The sequence below is a fragment of the Enterocloster lavalensis genome (assembly GCF_046603895.1).
GTDB classification, from domain to species: Bacteria; Bacillota; Clostridia; order Lachnospirales; family Lachnospiraceae; genus Enterocloster; species Enterocloster lavalensis.
In genome coordinates, this window is record NZ_CP176637.1 from 2,899,935 (window position 1) to 2,915,960 (window position 16,026).

Sequence of the window (16,026 nt, forward strand, 5' to 3'; positions counted from 1 at the left end):
GCGAAAATGGGGAATTGTCAGGAATTTTCGATTGCTTTGATCTGCCTCTGCACATACGCGATGCACCGCCTTGCCGCCCGGCTGATCCGCTTGCCCTTTTTCCACACAAATCCCGTCTCATAGAGTATCGGAGGGTCCAGGGGAATGGCCGCCGTGTGCTCGATGTGCACCAGGGGCCGGTACCCGTCCCCCAGCACGAAGCTGACGCCCGCGTTGTTCTCCACCAGGTTGAAGGCTGTGATCATCTGCTGGGGGTAGGCCAGCACATTGGGCGTGATCTCCAGCCGTTTGAACTCCTCGTCCAGCTTGCTGCGGATGTAGGAGTGGGGCGGCAGGTAGATCAGGCGCTCGCCCGCCAGATGTTTTAAGGAAATGCGCTCCATGGAGGACAGGGGATTCTCCCGGTGGATCAGCGCCTTTAACTGGCCCCGCTGGATCCGGCAGATGTCGTAGCGCTCCTCCATCCCCTCCTGGATTACCAGAAATCCCAGGTCGATCTCGTCGGAATCGATGGCCTCCATGATGCCCAGGCTGCCCAGCTCCAGCACCTGATGCCGGATATCCGGGTTCTCCCGGAAAAAGCCGTTGTACAGGATGACATTTAAAAATGAACCCGTCACCGGCGTAATTCCCATGTTCAGCACCTGGTCATAGCTGCAGGCCAGCTCCTGGGTATCCTGGATCATTTGCTCGAACTGCTCCAGCACGGACCGGGCCTTCACCAGAAAGGTTTCTCCCTCATAGGTCAGCATCACCCGCCGCTTATCCCGCACCAGAAGCGGAATCCCCAGCTCCTCCTCCATGTTTTTGATGCACGTGGTAATGGTGGGCTGGGAGACATGAAGTTCCTCCGCCGCCCGCGTGAAGCTGCGCAGCCTGGCTACTGCCGTAAAATATTCCAGCTGTCGAAAATCCATTTTTTTCCTCCTGTTGTAGTTGGGGTGGGTGGGGCAGGTGGGGCAGGTGCATGCCGCCGCGCCGCCTTTTGGCTTGCCGATGACGGGGGCTGGTGGGGGACACCCGCGCCCCTTTCTTAAAATTATACCACACTATATCAGGCCGCCACCTTGCTTTCTGGACTTTTTTACCGGTCATTCTTTGTCTGTCCTTCCGCCGTCCTTCCGCTGCCTTTACTCCGTCCCGGCCACCTGGTCCACAAAGTGCTCCGCCAGGCCGGTGTAATGTTCCGGACGCATGAGATTTTCCAGCTCTTCCTCCGTCAAGTGGGCCGTGACCCGGCTGTCCGCCAGCGCCAGCTCCTTTAACTGCCGCTTCTGACCGATGGCGGCCATAGCCAGCTCATAGACCAGCTCGTGGGCCTCCATGCGGCCGTAAGCTTCCGCCAGCCGCATCATCAGGGCCTCGCTGTAGATCAGGCCCTGGAGAATCTCCAGGTTATGCCCGATCTGGTCCTCATGGACCTCCATCTGCCCGAACAGCTCCAGCGCGATATCTAGGGTGCCGTCAACCAGACAGCAGATTTCTTTTAAATGGTACGGCTCGATGCACAGCGTCCGGCAGTCCCGCTCGTTGGTATTTTCAAGGCACTGCATAGCCCGCATGACCAGCGTCCCGGCGATTCTCCCCCGCCCGGCCAGACGCCCGGGCAGGAACGGATTGCGCTTGTGGGGCATGGTGCTGCTGCCCACCTTCCCCAAGGCGTACCCCTCCGCCAGCTCGTTGACCTCGCTGCGCTGCTCGTTGTACACTTCGTTGCCCATGCGCCCCACCGCGCCGCAGATCATAGCCAGGTCAAAGGTGAACTCCGCCAGCCGGTCCCGGGTGGCAAACCAGCTGATTTTGGGCGCCGCCAGGCCCAGGCGCTCTAACAGGAGCTTCTGCACCCGGGGGCCTTCCTGCTCCAGGGAAGCCATGGTGCCCACGGCCCCGGCAAACTGCCCCACAAAGATCCGTTCCCGGCCCTGCTCCATGCGTTCCAGACAGCGGTCCAGCTCGTCGATCCAGGTGGAAATCTTGAAGCCCAGGGTGATGGGCATGGCCTGCTGGTCGTTAGTCCGGCCGATCATGACCAGGCTCCGGTATTCCCGGGCCTTCCCGCTTAAAATCTCCCGCAGACGGCGGGTCTTATCCTCCACAATGTCCCAGGCCTCCCGCAGCTGCAGGATCAGAGCCGTGTCGGATATGTCCTGGGTGGTAGCCCCGTAATGCAGGTACTCCCCCGCTTCTTTGCTGCAAATGGCCTTGTACGCCCGAAGCATCCCCATGAGCGGGTGTCCCGTTGTCCTTCTGGCCTCGGCGTACACCGCCTCGTCCAGCAGCTTGACGCTGCATTTTTCCTGAATCTCCCCGGCGTATTGCTCCGGTACCAGGCCCGCCCTGCACTCCGCCCAGGCCAGAGCCGCCTCCACATCCATCATCTTCTGGATGGTGTTCGCACCGCCGAAAACGCCTTCCAGCACGTCCCGGCTTCCATAATATTCCTCTTCCATTCCAGCTCCCGAAAATCCCATCCTTCTTTCCTCCTCACATTAGCATAAACATGAAAATCAACACCGCCGCGAGCATGGGCAGAATAGAGCGCTTGACCACGTCCATGGGGCTCACGCCCGCCATCTTGGCGCAGATAATGGTCACGCCCGCCACCGGGGAAGCCGAGCGGCCGATGGCCGCCGCGATCTGCGCCACCGAACCCATAGCCTCCACCGCGTAGCCCAGATCGGCCGCATGGGGCGTGATGGAGGTGTTGAATGCGATCGCCGCGGCGTTTCCGGAGCCGGACAGGGCCGCGATGATAAAAGGTCCGAAGCCCGCTCCCAGCCGGGCGATGGCGGTAGAATTTTTCATCACGTCCACCAGGGCTCCCGTCAGTCCCACCGCGTTCATGCCGAAGGTGAATACCGAGGCCGCGGCCATCAGCGTGATGATGTCGCGGTAGGAATTACCCACGCCGTTAAAGAACTGCTTCACCCCGTCCTGCACATGGCGGACATCCAGGAGAAGCCCCAGCACGGAACAGGACAGCATCCACACGGTGATGTCAAAGTTGGGGAGAACGCCCGCGTTTCCCAGGAGCAGAAAGATAATGGGGGTGGCGGGGATCAGCGCTTTGAAATAATTGATTTTGACCGGTGCGCTCCCTGGATTGGAGTCATGCCGGACGGAAGCGCCCTGGCTGGCAGCAGCCTGGACCGCGCTTCCCGGCTCCACGGCATACGCCGCGCCCTGTTTATTTCCCTTTTTTACCATTGTTATGTCGATGGCTGTCAGCAGCACAATGGATGCGGCCAGGGCGATTACCGCCACCATAGTAAAGCTGGATACTACCTCCAGCCCGGTCATGGAGGCCAGCTCGCCCACCTGGACGTTGAAGCTCTGTCCGGGATTCATCACATTTCCCCAGGTGCCAATGAGGATGCAGGCCGCCGCGGTGGCCGGGTGCACGCCCAGCCCCAGCATCATGGGAACCAGCAGGGTGCCCACCGTAGCCGCGCAGCCCGCCGCGCTCATGACCACAATGTTGATCAGCCAGGTGATTAAGATTGCGCCCGGCACCACCGCGAAACGCACCTTCTGCAACGGTCTGGTTAAAAGATATACCAGATTGGACGAACATTTCGTGTACTCCATCACTGCGCTAAAGCCCATGCAGGCGCAGATGGTGGGAACCAGCGATTCGTTGATCAGCTGGGAGATAAACGCCTGTATGGCTCCGTCAAAACAGCCCTCCACACCGGCAATCCCGGCGATCAGGGCCATGGCGGCTCCCGAGAGAATCAGGACCATTCTGGCCTCCAGATTCTTTAAGATCGCCGCAAAGGTAATCAAAACAATCAGTGCTCCTGCCCAAACCATAAAATACCTCCTGAAAATATGATCCCCCGCAATATGACGGGGGTATTTTGTTTGACATAATCTTAACATTTTCGGAATTCCTTTAGAAATACGGATATTTTATCTGCTGATAGGTTTCGTCTATACCATTGTTTTTTTCACCAAGTTTCATGCGGCGGTTTTGTGCACCTTGACGCTTAGCAGGCTTGCGCCCTTGCCTTCCCCCACCCCCGATGATATAATAAGGAAACGTATCTCTTATCGCCAACCTACGGTTGGCGACAAAGTATAATAAGGAAACGTATCCCTTATCGTCAACCTGCAGTTGGCGACAAAGTATCATAAGGAAACGTGTCCCCTATTGCCAAATGTACCTCATATACGCGCTAACAGCTGGTCTACGGTGGGAGGAATCAGGATATGGAGCTGCGTCAATTCAAATATGTCAATATGGTCGCACAGTGCGGCAGCGTCACCAAAGCGGCCAGGAAACTGTTCATCAGCCAGCCGGCGCTGAGCAGCTACATCAACAAGCTGGAGGAAGAGCTGGGGGTGAAGCTGTTCGACCGGTCGGCCACGCCTCTGGTCTGCACCTACGCGGGGGAGCAGTATCTGAAACGGGCCCGGGCCATCCTGATGCAGCTGGACGACATGGACCGGGAGTTCCGGGACATCGCCACCAACTGCCAGGGGCGGCTGCGCCTGGGTTTTCCGGGCGAGCGGCTGATCTACATGCTGCCGCTGATCCTGCCGCCTTTTAAAGAGCGTTTTCCCGGCATCGACGTAGAGGTGACCAGCGGGCCGGGCAACCGGCTGATCGAGGGACTGCGAAACGGCGACACCGACTTTGTCTTTCTGCCCCAGTGGACCAAGGACAAGGACATCGCCCAGGTAAAGATGACCGACGAGGAGCTGGTTTTGGTCTGCGCCAGGGGCTACCTGCCTAACGATTGCATCCTGGACCGGGAAAAGCACATCGTGAACTGGCGCAAGGCCGCGCGCCTGCCCTTTATCACCCTGGAGAAGGGGCACGCCCTGAGAGCCAGTGTGGACGTGCTGGCAAAAAATGCGGGCGTACAGCCGAATATTTTCCTGGAATCCCACAGCAACATGCTCTCCTGCCGCCTGGCCGCAAAGGGAATGGGGGTGGCGGTGGTCCCGGAAATCACCCTGGAGCTGGTAAAGGAGGGCGGGGAGCTGGACGTGTACCACCTGTCGGAGAACCCGCTGACCTGGGAAGTGTTCGCCCTGTACCGGGAGGGCTGCTATATCGGCCAGGTGGAGCAGGCCCTTTTTGAGATCGCGGAGCACAATCTGAAAATCCATAAGAAAAAGCTATGACCCTTATTAGCAAATTCCAATTTTACTTATAGGCTCAGCCTGCCTTATAATGGTCTTAACAACCATTGTGGGGGAGGCTTTTTTGTGCCCCAACGCTCCCTTCACCGGCTCAGCCGAATTTAAGAAACCTGGAGGAACTTACATGAACATGAATTTGACTAAAAAGATTCTGGCGGCCCATCTGGCAAAGCCGTCGGACATGATCCCGGGGGAGGAAATCTTCCTGAAAGTGGATCAGACCCTGACCCATGACATCAACGCGGTGATGACCTATCTGGCCTTCGAGGCCATCGGCCTGGACCGCACCCAGGTGGAGACCAGCGTCAGCTACCTGGACCACAACCTGCTGTATCTGGACAACAAGACGCCGGACGACCACATTTACCTGCAATCCGTGGCCAAGCGCTACGGGGTCTACGTGTCCCGGCCCGGCAACGGCATCTGCCACGCCGTCCAGGTGGCCCGCTTCGGCGCGCCCGGTAAGCTGAGCATGGGCGGCGACAGCCACACGCCCCACGGCGGCGCCATCGGCATGCTGTGCATCGGCGTGGGCGGCATGGACGTGGCCACAGCCATGACCGGGGTTCCCATGCGCCTTAAAATGCCCCAGGTTATTAAAGTAAACCTGACCGGCCACCTGAAGCCCGGCTGCAACGCCAAGGAAGTGATTCTGGAGATGCTGCGCCGGGTGGGCATCAAGGGCGGACTGGGCAAGGTCTTTGAGTATGTGGGCCCGGGAGCCGCCACCCTGACGGTGAACGAGCGCGCGACCATTTCCAACATGGGCGCTGAGATGGGCGCGACCACCTCCATTTTCCCGGCGGACGAGCAGGTCAGAAAATTCCTGAAGGCCCAGAAGCGGGAGGAGGACTTTGTGGAGCTGACCGCGGACGAGGGCTGCTCCTACGACGGGGAAATGGAGCTGAATCTGAGCGAACTGGTTCCCCTCTGCGCATGTCCGCACCAGCCGGACAACGTGATTCCGCTTAAGGATGTGGAGAAAAAGAAGGTTCAGCAGGTATTCATCGGAAGCTGCACCAACGCCAGCTATTCCGATATCGCCAAGGCGGCCCTGGTGTTCCAGGGCAGGCATGTCCACGAGGACGTGAGCTGCACCTGCGGCATTTCCTCCAAACAGATTTACCTGCAGCTGATGAAGGACGGCTATCTGGAAATGCTGCTGAACGCGGGTGTACGCCTGCTGGAGCTGGCCTGCGGCCCCTGCTGCGCCATCGGCCAGTCCCCGGCCACCAAGGGCGTGGCGGTGCGCACCTCCAACCGGAACTTCAAGGGACGGGCGGGCAACCCCACGGCTGAGATTTATCTGGTCAACCCTGAGAGCGCGGCGGCTACGGCCATTATGGGAACATTTGCCTCTGCGGAGGAGATTCTGGGTGATGATATCGTGAAACTGGCGGATATCCAGGAGCCGGAGGAGTACCCGGTGGACGATTCCATGATCGTAGCGCCCCTATCCCCGGAGGAGGCCAGAGAGGTGGAGGTCGTGCGCGGCCCCAACATCAAGCCCTTGCCGGTGCCGGATGCACCTGAGCAGCATTTGAAGGTTCAGATCAGCTTGAAGACCGTGGACAACATTACCACCGACGACATCACGCCGGCCAGCGCCGAGTTCTCCAGCATGCGCTCCAACATCCCGCTGATGAGCCAGTATTGCTACCACCGGTATGATCCCTCCTTCGCGGAGCGGGCGCGCCAGATGGGGCAGAGCATCATCATCGGCGGTGAGAACTACGGCCAGGGCTCTTCCCGCGAACACGCGGCCATCAACCCCATGTACCTGGGCGTAAAAGCGGTGATCGCCAAGAGCATCGCCAGAATCCACAAGGGAAATCTGCTCAACCACGGCATTATCCCCATGATCTTCGCCGATCCGGCGGACTATGACCGGGTAGACATGGAAGATACCCTGGAGATTCACAACCTGCCGGATCAGATGCAGACCCGCGAGGTGGAGATCACCGACGTGACCAAGGATTTCACCTTTAAGGCGCGGCTGGAGCTGTCTGACAGCGAGTTGGAAGTGATCTCCTGCGGAGGGCAGCTTCGTTATCTGAAGAGGCAGTTGGAGGAGATGGGGAGGTAAGCCTTTTTCAGCGGAAAGATGGGGCAGTCAGGAAATAGACTGCCCCATCTTTTTACTTACTGTTAAAGGGTTTTCAACTGTTATGATACCGTCTTACGATGGTCACCTCTTACCTCTCTTGGTCAGCAGTCTTGCCGCCATACCCTAGTCCAGATTTCCGGTAAGCCGGCAGGCCTTCAGCGCGATTTTTACAAATTAGTTGAAGGCAGGCATACAAATCTCCGACAAATCACAAACGGCCTCCATAACGGCCTCCCATGAAATGCTCTTAGCATACGGAAATTTTTGTTGATAGGATATCCAAAGATTCTGCATTTCGGCGCTCTCTCTTATCTTATGTAGTGTTTCTATGCCCTTGCTCACTGCAGCCTGTGAGTTGCGATGGGCACAAGTAATGCGAAAGGCAGCCGACAGTGTGTTTTCATCAAAAGACTGTGTGCAATCGTGTTGGAGAATATAGAGATCATAAAAGTCACGCAGGCGCGTGTTAGCGGTTCCGCGGCTTAACACAGTCTCCATTTTCTCGGCCAATACAGTCTCCAGATTATATGCCAATACAGATATGCTTCTGTCTTCAAACATCAGCTTAAACTGATATTCAATTTCTTTTGGAGTAATCCGGTCCCCAGTAGAAATATCCAATTTCAACGGTGTTCTCATAGTGTCAATGGAAGCCGTCATTGAAGCTCTAATCCCGCTATATTCCGCTTCATCCATAATTTCACCGATGCGCTCTATTTTGAAAAACACTCCATCATCAATGGGAACGGAGATAATCTCTGTTAAAATTCTTTCCGCGCTCTCAACCGACAGCGGAAGATTTTTGATTGTAGTGTCAATATCCATCGTACTTCGTGCATCAATACCTACCATGGCCGATACCAGCATACCGCCCTTCAAAATAAAGTTTCCCCGGTATGGCGACAGGGAAAGCCGTTCTAAGAACCGCTCCATAAAATAATTACGAATCAAAAGCAGCGCCCGCATACTATCTCCTTTTGAGATATTTCGCACCAGTGCCTTGAGCTGCCGTGATGTATGAATCATTATAAAAGCACCTCCAGATATGTTCTTAAAATGGCTGCCACATGAAATTCTTCCGCATATTCCATAAGCAAGGGGATATTTTTTTCTTTTAGACGCAGATAACTCCTTAATGCCGTCTGATAATCCTGAATTTCAATGTTGCTCCGGCTGCGAATCATATCGCAGATGGTTCTCTCCGCATTATACACACGGAGCTGGTGGCCTCCGGGTGACGGCAGTTCACGGACCCCCAAGGTATGGAGTTCCGGTTTGATACGATAAATCTTGACCCCTTGCTCTGTAAGTTTCTGCGCGTTGTACTTCCCCTTTGCAGTGACCGTAATCTGTAATGGCTCACGGTCCACCAAATCCAGAAGATAAAGTGCCGTCTCATGTGAGAAAATGACCCCGGCATATCTCGCCTGCAAAATGTAAAGGTCATCTCCCCAGGCATCTGCTGAAACATAAATACCCGGAGCTGCCTTCTCTAACTCCTCTGATTTCACATATTTGTAAAAATGATATTTTGAAACACCGGCATCAAGGGCTTTAGCGGCCATTAAAATTCCTTGATTTTCCTCCATAAGCGATTTTAAAATGTTTTCGTACTCCATATTTTTCACCAACTTTCACACAACTATTATAATTCAAATATGTGCAAAAGTAAATTTATTTTTTAACCCAAAATAACGGCGGCAGACCAAAATCTGCCGCCGCACTCCATCAAAACCCCTAACCTTATCCTTAACCTTAACCTTAAATCACCGGCCCCAACGTATAAATATCAATGGAACTATAATAATGCAGACTCTCATTCTTACTCATCCCACCGTTCAACACCTCCACGATCTTCTCAAACACTTCCTCGCCCACCTGCTCAATGGACTTTTTCCCCTCGATGATCAATCCGGCGTTGATATCCATATCATTTTCCATATTCCGGTAGGTAATGGGGTTTCCGCAGACTTTTACCACCGGCATGGTGGGGAAGCCCTGGGGAGCGCCCCGTCCGGTTGAGAACATCATCAGCTGCGCGCCCGTGCAGGCCATGCCCGTGAGAATCTCCGGCTCACGGCCCGGCGTATCTTTGATCCAGAGGCCCTTGCGGTCCCCCACCCGATCCGTGTACTCCATCACGCCCTGGATGGGCCTGGTACCGGACTTGACGATAGCGCCCAGGGATTTCTCCTCGATGGAGGACAGGCCGCCCTCGATGTTGCCCGGCGTGGGCTGTCCCTTGCGCATGTCGCAGCCCAGGGACTTGGCCCGGCTCTCCATGCGGGCCACAATCTCATCGATCTTGTCCGCCACCTGCGCGTTCACGGCCCGGCGCTTCAAAATGTGCTCCGCGCCCAGAAATTCCGTGGTTTCTCCAAACACCACGGTTCCGCCCAGGTCCACCAGCTTATCCGCCACATAACCCAGCGCGCAGTTGGAAGCCATGCCGGAGGTGGTGTCCGACGCCCCGCACTTGATGGCCAATACCACCTTGGAGATATCCGCCTCCCGGCGCTGCTGGGGCGCAATGGCCCGCACCAGCCTGGATGCGGCGTCGATGCCCGCGGCGATGGCCTTGCTGACCCCGCCCAGCTGCTGAATGCGGATGATCTCCACCGGCTTGCCCGTCCGTGCAATTTCCTGCACCAGCTGCTCGTGGTCCGTGCCCTCGCAGCCCAGGCTGACCACCAAAGCCGCTCCCACATTGGGCCCGCAGCCCAGGCCGATCAATGTCTCCGTCACCCGGTCCAGATCCGGCGGCAGCTGGCAGCAGCCCTGGTGGTGGTACAGCCCCACCGTGCCCTGCACCTGGGCCACAATGGCCTGGGCCACGTCGTTGGCGCACACCACGCTGGGAATCACCGCAACCAGATTGCGGCTGCCCACCGTTCCGTCCGGTCTCACATATCCTTGAAATATCATATTGCCCCTCCTAGTCCTTACAAATATTGTAAAATGCACCCGCGCCGGGCCTGCGAATCCTAAACCAATCCTCACAGCCCCAGCCCTCTGCGTCCGCTGCGTCTCCGCCGCTACAAATCCCCTCTGCCCCTCATACTGTCCAGATTGTGCACATGAACGTGGTTTCCCGCCGCGATGGCCCGGCTGGCCACGCCGATCTCTTCGCCGTACTTCATGATCTGTTCCCCGGTCTCAATCTCCCGCACCGCCACCTTATGGCCGTATGGAATGGGGTCCAGGGCGCGTATCACCACGGACTCCCCCTTCTTGTCCCTCACCTCAATCTCCGCTCCCGCCTGGATTCCCTCCGCGAACACAGTCGCCACATTGTCCAGGTCGCTCACTTTCAAAGCCAGATACATAACCTTACCTCCTTATTCTCTCAGGATACCGGTTTTGTGATCATCACGGACACACCGTCCGGGATCACCACCACCCTGGCGTCCTTTCCTCTCATCTCAAATGCCATTGCCAGCGCCTCATCCGGCGTGGACGCCGGAATCATGTTGGCCCGCCGTACCACCTCCGGGTCCAGATACGTAGTCACCAGGATCACCGGATGCCTTTGCAGAATCCTGGCGTATATCTGGGCGCACCACTGTTCCGGGATCGTCTCCCGGGGCGGCACCGCGGACAGCTTCCGGTCGATCTCCTGCGGATTTCCGCCCATGATCAGTTCCTCAAAATGGGAACCGCCGATGCCTTCCCGGCACGCGCAGACCATGATGATCACCCCGTCCTCCCCGGCGCAGGCCTCCGCCGTGGCCACCGCCTTGGGCGATTGGTACAGGTTCTGATCCAACGGATAGCCCCCGTTGGAGGTGACTACAATGTCCCCGGTCACCGCCGGTTCCTCGGAGACGCTGCGGATATACCGGCAGCCCTCCAGATGGGCGGCTTCCACATCCCCGGCAAAGGCCGCGATAATCTCCTTGCGGGCGTTGAGGGCCACGTTCAGGATAAACTGCACGTTGACCCGCCTGGCCGCACAGATCATGTCCTCGTGGATGGGATTTCCCTCCAGCACCCCGGCCGCGGCGAACGGGCTGGCGATGGCCTTATAGGAATGGTTCTCATTCACCGTCTCCGCGGAGCAGATTCCCGGAAGAATACTCTTTCTCCCGCCGGAGAAACCGGCAAAAAAATGGGGCTCGATAAATCCCTCGGTCACCAGCAGGTCGCAGTCCACGGCCAGCCGGTTCACATAAAACCCGGCCCCCGAGGGCAGCTCCCCCATTGAGACAAACTCGTCCTTCTCAAAGGCCCTGTTTACCACGATCCGCTCGCGCTCCACGATCTCAGACCCGAACATGCGAATCTGCTCCTCCCTGGTGGTCTCCCGGTGAAGGCCGGTGGCGATCAGGATCGTGATCTCTGCGTCGGGATTGCCCGCCCGAATCTCCGCCAGCAGGATCGGAAGCGTGATTTTGCTGGGCACCGCCCGGGTATGGTCGCTGGTCACCAGCACCACCCGTTTCTTCCCCCGGGCCAGTTCCCGCAGGCGCGGCGTACCCACCGGCCACTCCAAGGCCCGACGCACCATCTCCTCCTGGGTTCCCTCCCCGGAAACCTCGCTGATGTGCGATATTACAATTTTTTCCAAATTATGTTCCCCGATTGTAAGCGGCACCGTTTTCGTGTCGTAGGGAAGGTCAATTCTCATATAGCTCCTCCTTGCAGGCTGTACCAAACGCCTCTCCCGGCGGAGGGACTGCGCTCCGCGGCCCATCACACGCAGCAATCGCCCGCTGGCTGCGCCCCACCGCCCATCTCACAGCAATCGCCCGCTGACTGCGCCCCACCGCCCATCACCCCCAAACAAAACAGCGCCCGCAGGGACGGCCTCTCACGGCCATCGCCCTGCGGACGCCCATACCAGTTACAGACCTCTCTCGTCCCTGTCCACAACCACGTGCATCAGCGCGGTATCCATTCCGAACTGAGACATTTCCTGGCCCAGGCCCGGCAGCTCCGGCACAGTGTAAACGCCGCGCTCCGGCTGATAGTCGTACTTGCAGAGCACGGTCAGCGACGGCTGGGTGCTGCGGAAATGGTGCTCATGGATGCAGAAGTTGGGAATCGCCGCCTCCAGGTGCAGGGCCGCCGCGGTGGAGATGGGCGAGCCTGCGCAGTGAGCCTGCACGGTCACGTCGAACACCTGGCCCATGTCGCAGATTTTCTTGGCCTCGGTCAGACCGCCGCAGTTGCACACATCCGGCTGAAGGAGCTGCACATTGTTCTCCATAAAGTTGTTCATATAATGCCAACGCCCGAAAATGCGCTCGCCGCTGGCGATGGGCGTCTTGATCTTGTCGTGAACCGCCTTGTGCATCATGGGGTTCATGGGAATCGTCGGCTCTTCCAGCGCCATGGCCTTGTACTTGTCGCACAGCTCGCCGATGATCACCGCGCTGATGGCGTCGGTCCGGCAGTGGTTCTCCACGATCATGTCAAAATCCCAGCCGCAGTTGTCGCGGACCGCCTTCATACGGGCCTCCACCATGTCGATGAACTTGCGGGTGGGAATGCCCTCGCACTCGCTCTTGGGCAGGTGGGTGGCGTCGGGGCCGATCTGGGTGAAGTCGATCTTCACCGCATCATACCCCTGATCCAGGGCGTACTGGGTGATCTCGGCGTACTCCTCCGGCTTTCCGTAAGGCCCGATGCGGTCGCACCAGCCGAACTGAAGCTGGGAGGCGTAGGAACGCATCTTGCTGCGGAACTTGCCGCCCAACAGCTGGTAACAGGGCACGCCCAGAACTTTGCCCTTGATATCCCACAGCGCGATGTCGATTGCGCTGATTCCGGCGAACACGATAGCGCCTCCGCCCATACCCCAGAAGCTGGACTTGAACATCTTGTTCCAAATCACTTCCACATTCATGGGGTCCATGCCGATGATCAGGCCTGCCAGGTCCTTCACCATTCCGAACGCGCCGGTGGAGCCGATTCCCAGGGCGATTCCCGCCTCTCCGTCCCCGTAGATTCCCTCATCGGTGTGGATGCGGCAGATGATGGGTTTTCTCTGCCATCTCTGCTCCCCCGCATCCAGCATATAAACGTCAACCTTTGTTATCTTCATTATAAATGCTCTCCTTTATCCTTTTCTCTTTTTCCTAATGGAGGAGCTGACCTCCCGCGCGATGGCCGCGCAGTCCCCGGTATACCGCTCCGGGTCCAGGAGAGCGTCCAGCTCTGCCACTGTCATATTGGCGGCCACCACCTCATTTTCCAGAAGCTTCGCCTTAAAGTCCGCCTGCTCCTCAAACGCCGCCATGGACACCTCGTAGACCACCTCGTGGGCCGTCTGCTTGCCGATCTTTTTGCCCAGCTCCAGCATCACCGGCTCGGACATCATCAGGCCCTTAAGCAGGTCCAGATTCGCCTTCATGCGCTCCGGGAACACGTCCAGGTTCTTAAGCAGCTTCTTGCCCTTGGCGGCCACGCCGCCCACCAGCATCACCGTCTCATTTACACTCATCCACTCGATCTTCCAGGACGCGCCGTCCCGCTCGTGGAACTGGTACATGGAATCGAACGTGGCTCCCATGCCCGCCTTGGCCAGCCGGGACAGGGTCTGAAGCGCCTCCGGGGCCACCGGATTGCGCTTATGGGGCATGGTGCTGCTGCCCACGGCTCCGTGAACAAACCCCTCCGCGGCCTCGCCGGTCTCGGTTCCCTGCAGATATACGATCTCCTGGCCGATCTTGCCGAAGGTGCAGCCCAGGGTGGCCAGCACGCTGACGATCTCCGCCAGCCGGTCCCGGCTCACATGCCAGGAAATGTCCGGAGCGTCCAGGTCCAGCGCCTCAATCACTCTGCGGCTGATCTCCCGTCCATTTTCCCCGAATCCGGCCATGGAGCCCACGGCTCCCGATAATTGTCCCACAAAACAGCGTTTTCTGCAATCCTCCATGCGCTCGATATCCCGGCGCAGCTCGCTGGCCCACACCGCGGCCTTGTAGCCGAAGGTGATGGGGATGGCCTGCTGGCCGTGAGTGCGCCCGGCCATCACCGTGTCCGCGTACCGGTCCACCAGGTCCAAAACCGCCTCCTCGGCCTCCAGGGCGTCCCGGTAGACCGCCTCGAAGCCTCGTTTTACTGACATCATAAAGCCGGTGTCCAGAATGTCCTGGGTGGTCGCGCCCAGATGGATGTACTCGCCGTACCCGTTGTCGCATTTTTTCTGGAAATTGCGCAGAATGGGCACCAGGGAGTGGCCCACCTTGACGATGCCCGCCTCGATCTCGCCGATATCCAGATTCTCCACAAACCCTTTTTTACAGATTTCATCCGCCGCTTCTTTGGGAATAATCCCCATTTCTCCCTGCACCTGAGCCAGGGCCTTTTCAATATCCAGAAAGTTCTGGATGATAGTTCTGTCGTCAAATATCGTCCGCATTTCCTCCGTGCTGTAGGCATTGCGGTACAGCATGGAATCCAGCATATTAGCCGCCATTTAATTCACCTCGCAAACCGTCTCCCAACCGGTTCATGGGAGACTCCATTGTTAAGGACAGCACCTGCTCCATAATCCGCGCGGCGCGGTCTCTGTCGATTGTCAGTCCCGCCAGGGAAAGGAACTTGGCCCTGATGTATTCCCTGGGCGGCTTCCCCTCGGGAAGCTCCACTTCCTCCTCCCATTTCCTGCCGTCCTTTAAGGTCACGGACAGCCGCTCAATTCTGAGTATGGGGTATTCCTCCGTATATGAGAGATCCTCTTCAACCTTAATCCGATGTTTCAATCCGTGTATTCTGGGATCATTTCTCACTTCCTCCGTGAACTGCATGAGCCCGGCCTCCCCGTAGACGAGCATGGCCGCGATGCAGTAGGGCATGGAGAATTTGGCTTTCAATTCCGTATCGCAGCAAAATGTGCCGGTCAGTTCCACCACTTTTTTGTAGGCGTGTACGGACACGGATTCCACCTGATCCCACGCGAAATCCTGAGCCTTTTTGATTTTCTGGAGCGCGTCCAAAGCCGAGTGCGTATGGCCACAGGCCGCGTGAATCTTGTAATAGGAGTCCCGTATTCTCAGCTCATCCCCGTCCTGCGGACATAAATATTTAAAATTCCGCGTCTGGCTGACAGCCTGGGCATAACCGCCCTCCCGCTCGATCACATCGCCGGGCACCGTAAATCCCTTTCCCGCCAAAACCGCTGCCTTCAGCCCGTTTGACACCGCGTTTCCCACGTTGACCAGCTTGGCATCCGTGCCGAACACGCACACCAGACCGGAGGCCATGGTGCCCGCGATCCCCAGGGCCCGGGACAGCTTCTCCCCGTCAAATCCCATCACCGTTCCGGCGGCCGCGGCCGCTGCGAAGGCTCCGCAGGTCCCCGTGGTGTGCCAGTAATCGTAATGGGAGGGGTTTAAGGCCGCGCCCAGGCGGATCATCACCTCATAGCCCGCCGTGACGCCCAGGGCGTACCGTTCAAAATCCGCGCCGCAGTATTCCGCGGCCGCCAGGGCCGCCGGCACCGCAATGGCGCCGGGGTGGGTGATGGCGATTTTGTTCACGTCGTCGTACTCCAACGTGTGCCCCAGCACTCCGTTGGAAAATGCCGCCGTAAACATGGATGTTTTCTCCGGCAGGCCAAAGGCGCTGCACTGGGGATTTCCCCCGCTCTCCCGGGCCATTTCCAGAACCGCCCGGGAGCTTTTCTTGTCCAGCGCGCCGGTCACACAGCCCAGCCAGTCCAGGGTTTTGTACCGGATATCCTCCAGCAGGTCCTGATCCAGCCGGTCCGCCGTCAGGCCCGCCAGGTAATCGCATAAATCTCTGGTTATATTCATAGTCCG

General features: G+C 57.9%; 14 protein-coding genes. 2 read left to right on the forward strand and 12 right to left on the reverse strand.

Annotation, left to right across the window (positions count from 1 at the left end; genetic code table 11):
* Nucleotides 1-17 precede the first annotated feature (17 nt).
* The 4 genes from ACK2JC_RS12860 to ACK2JC_RS12875 all read right to left on the reverse strand — a co-directional run bounded on the left by ACK2JC_RS12860 (nt 18) and on the right by ACK2JC_RS12875 (nt 4,135).
* The gene (locus ACK2JC_RS12860) at nt 18-917 is read right to left on the reverse strand and encodes a LysR family transcriptional regulator (RefSeq protein WP_368271988.1); all 900 of its coding nucleotides are present in this window, start codon (nt 915-917) and stop codon (nt 18-20) included.
* Between the two features lie 213 nt (nt 918-1,130).
* Nucleotides 1,131-2,471 (reverse strand): adenylosuccinate lyase family protein, encoded by a 1,341-nt coding sequence (locus ACK2JC_RS12865; protein WP_320937995.1) that lies wholly within the window; start codon nt 2,469-2,471, stop codon nt 1,131-1,133.
* Between the two features lie 13 nt (nt 2,472-2,484).
* Nucleotides 2,485-3,813 carry a C4-dicarboxylate transporter DcuC gene (gene dcuC, locus ACK2JC_RS12870; RefSeq protein WP_368274826.1) on the reverse strand — a complete coding sequence of 443 codons (1,329 nt, stop codon included), beginning with the start codon at nt 3,811-3,813 and terminating at the stop codon, nt 2,485-2,487.
* Nucleotides 3,814-3,895: 82 nt separating this feature from the next.
* The gene (locus ACK2JC_RS12875; protein WP_368272128.1) at nt 3,896-4,135 is read right to left on the reverse strand and encodes a hypothetical protein; all 240 of its coding nucleotides are present in this window, start codon (nt 4,133-4,135) and stop codon (nt 3,896-3,898) included.
* Nucleotides 4,136-4,212: 77 nt separating this feature from the next.
* On the opposite strand from ACK2JC_RS12875, the gene ACK2JC_RS12880 reads away from it, so the two are divergent.
* Both ACK2JC_RS12880 and ACK2JC_RS12885 read left to right on the forward strand, forming a co-directional pair.
* Entirely contained in the window at nt 4,213-5,133 is a 921-nt protein-coding gene (locus ACK2JC_RS12880; protein WP_227169736.1) for a LysR family transcriptional regulator, read from the forward strand.
* Nucleotides 5,134-5,275: 142 nt separating this feature from the next.
* Nucleotides 5,276-7,237: an aconitate hydratase gene (locus tag ACK2JC_RS12885; RefSeq protein WP_320937997.1), complete on the forward strand. Its 1,962-nt coding sequence runs from the start codon at nt 5,276-5,278 to the stop codon at nt 7,235-7,237.
* A 195-nt stretch (nt 7,238-7,432) separates the two neighbouring features.
* Here ACK2JC_RS12885 and ACK2JC_RS12890 read toward each other — a convergent pair whose 3' ends face one another.
* The 8 genes from ACK2JC_RS12890 to ACK2JC_RS12925 all read right to left on the reverse strand — a co-directional run bounded on the left by ACK2JC_RS12890 (nt 7,433) and on the right by ACK2JC_RS12925 (nt 16,020).
* A complete protein-coding gene (locus tag ACK2JC_RS12890; RefSeq protein WP_368272127.1) occupies nt 7,433-8,284 on the reverse strand; it encodes a nucleotidyl transferase AbiEii/AbiGii toxin family protein in 852 nt (283 codons plus the stop codon).
* Entirely contained in the window at nt 8,284-8,877 is a 594-nt protein-coding gene (locus ACK2JC_RS12895) for a type IV toxin-antitoxin system AbiEi family antitoxin domain-containing protein (RefSeq protein ID WP_107435066.1), read from the reverse strand. Before ACK2JC_RS12895 ends, ACK2JC_RS12890 begins: the two co-directional genes overlap by 1 nt.
* A gap of 142 nt (nt 8,878-9,019) precedes the next feature.
* Nucleotides 9,020-10,183 (reverse strand): UxaA family hydrolase, encoded by a 1,164-nt coding sequence (locus ACK2JC_RS12900; protein ID WP_368272126.1) that lies wholly within the window; start codon nt 10,181-10,183, stop codon nt 9,020-9,022.
* A 110-nt stretch (nt 10,184-10,293) separates the two neighbouring features.
* Nucleotides 10,294-10,584, reverse strand: coding sequence for a UxaA family hydrolase (locus tag ACK2JC_RS12905; protein WP_092362902.1), 291 nt, complete (start codon nt 10,582-10,584; stop codon nt 10,294-10,296).
* Between the two features lie 20 nt (nt 10,585-10,604).
* Entirely contained in the window at nt 10,605-11,885 is a 1,281-nt protein-coding gene (larA, locus tag ACK2JC_RS12910; protein WP_320938000.1) for a nickel-dependent lactate racemase, read from the reverse strand.
* 216 nt (nt 11,886-12,101) lie between these two features.
* On the reverse strand, nt 12,102-13,304 hold the full coding sequence (locus tag ACK2JC_RS12915; RefSeq protein ID WP_092362906.1) for a mandelate racemase/muconate lactonizing enzyme family protein: 1,203 nt from the start codon (nt 13,302-13,304) through the stop codon (nt 12,102-12,104).
* Between the two features lie 15 nt (nt 13,305-13,319).
* Entirely contained in the window at nt 13,320-14,681 is a 1,362-nt protein-coding gene (locus ACK2JC_RS12920; protein ID WP_320938001.1) for an adenylosuccinate lyase family protein, read from the reverse strand.
* Nucleotides 14,671-16,020 (reverse strand): MmgE/PrpD family protein, encoded by a 1,350-nt coding sequence (locus tag ACK2JC_RS12925; protein WP_333684662.1) that lies wholly within the window; start codon nt 16,018-16,020, stop codon nt 14,671-14,673. Before ACK2JC_RS12925 ends, ACK2JC_RS12920 begins: the two co-directional genes overlap by 11 nt.
* Between the last annotated feature and the right edge of the window lie 6 nt (nt 16,021-16,026).

Coding starts and splice junctions, on each gene's coding strand:
- ACK2JC_RS12860 (WP_368271988.1), bottom strand. CDS start 917: ATGGATTTTCGACAGCTGGAATATTTTACGGCAGTAGCCAGGCTGCGC.
- ACK2JC_RS12865 (WP_320937995.1), bottom strand. CDS start 2,471: ATGGGATTTTCGGGAGCTGGAATGGAAGAGGAATATTATGGAAGCCGG.
- dcuC (WP_368274826.1), bottom strand. CDS start 3,813: ATGGTTTGGGCAGGAGCACTGATTGTTTTGATTACCTTTGCGGCGATC.
- ACK2JC_RS12875 (WP_368272128.1), bottom strand. CDS start 4,135: ATGATACTTTGTCGCCAACTGCAGGTTGACGATAAGGGATACGTTTCC.
- ACK2JC_RS12880 (WP_227169736.1), top strand. CDS start 4,213: ATGGAGCTGCGTCAATTCAAATATGTCAATATGGTCGCACAGTGCGGC.
- ACK2JC_RS12885 (WP_320937997.1), top strand. CDS start 5,276: ATGAACATGAATTTGACTAAAAAGATTCTGGCGGCCCATCTGGCAAAG.
- ACK2JC_RS12890 (WP_368272127.1), bottom strand. CDS start 8,284: ATGATTCATACATCACGGCAGCTCAAGGCACTGGTGCGAAATATCTCA.
- ACK2JC_RS12895 (WP_107435066.1), bottom strand. CDS start 8,877: ATGGAGTACGAAAACATTTTAAAATCGCTTATGGAGGAAAATCAAGGA.
- ACK2JC_RS12900 (WP_368272126.1), bottom strand. CDS start 10,183: ATGATATTTCAAGGATATGTGAGACCGGACGGAACGGTGGGCAGCCGC.
- ACK2JC_RS12905 (WP_092362902.1), bottom strand. CDS start 10,584: ATGTATCTGGCTTTGAAAGTGAGCGACCTGGACAATGTGGCGACTGTG.
- larA (WP_320938000.1), bottom strand. CDS start 11,885: ATGAGAATTGACCTTCCCTACGACACGAAAACGGTGCCGCTTACAATC.
- ACK2JC_RS12915 (WP_092362906.1), bottom strand. CDS start 13,304: ATGAAGATAACAAAGGTTGACGTTTATATGCTGGATGCGGGGGAGCAG.
- ACK2JC_RS12920 (WP_320938001.1), bottom strand. CDS start 14,681: ATGGCGGCTAATATGCTGGATTCCATGCTGTACCGCAATGCCTACAGC.
- ACK2JC_RS12925 (WP_333684662.1), bottom strand. CDS start 16,020: ATGAATATAACCAGAGATTTATGCGATTACCTGGCGGGCCTGACGGCG.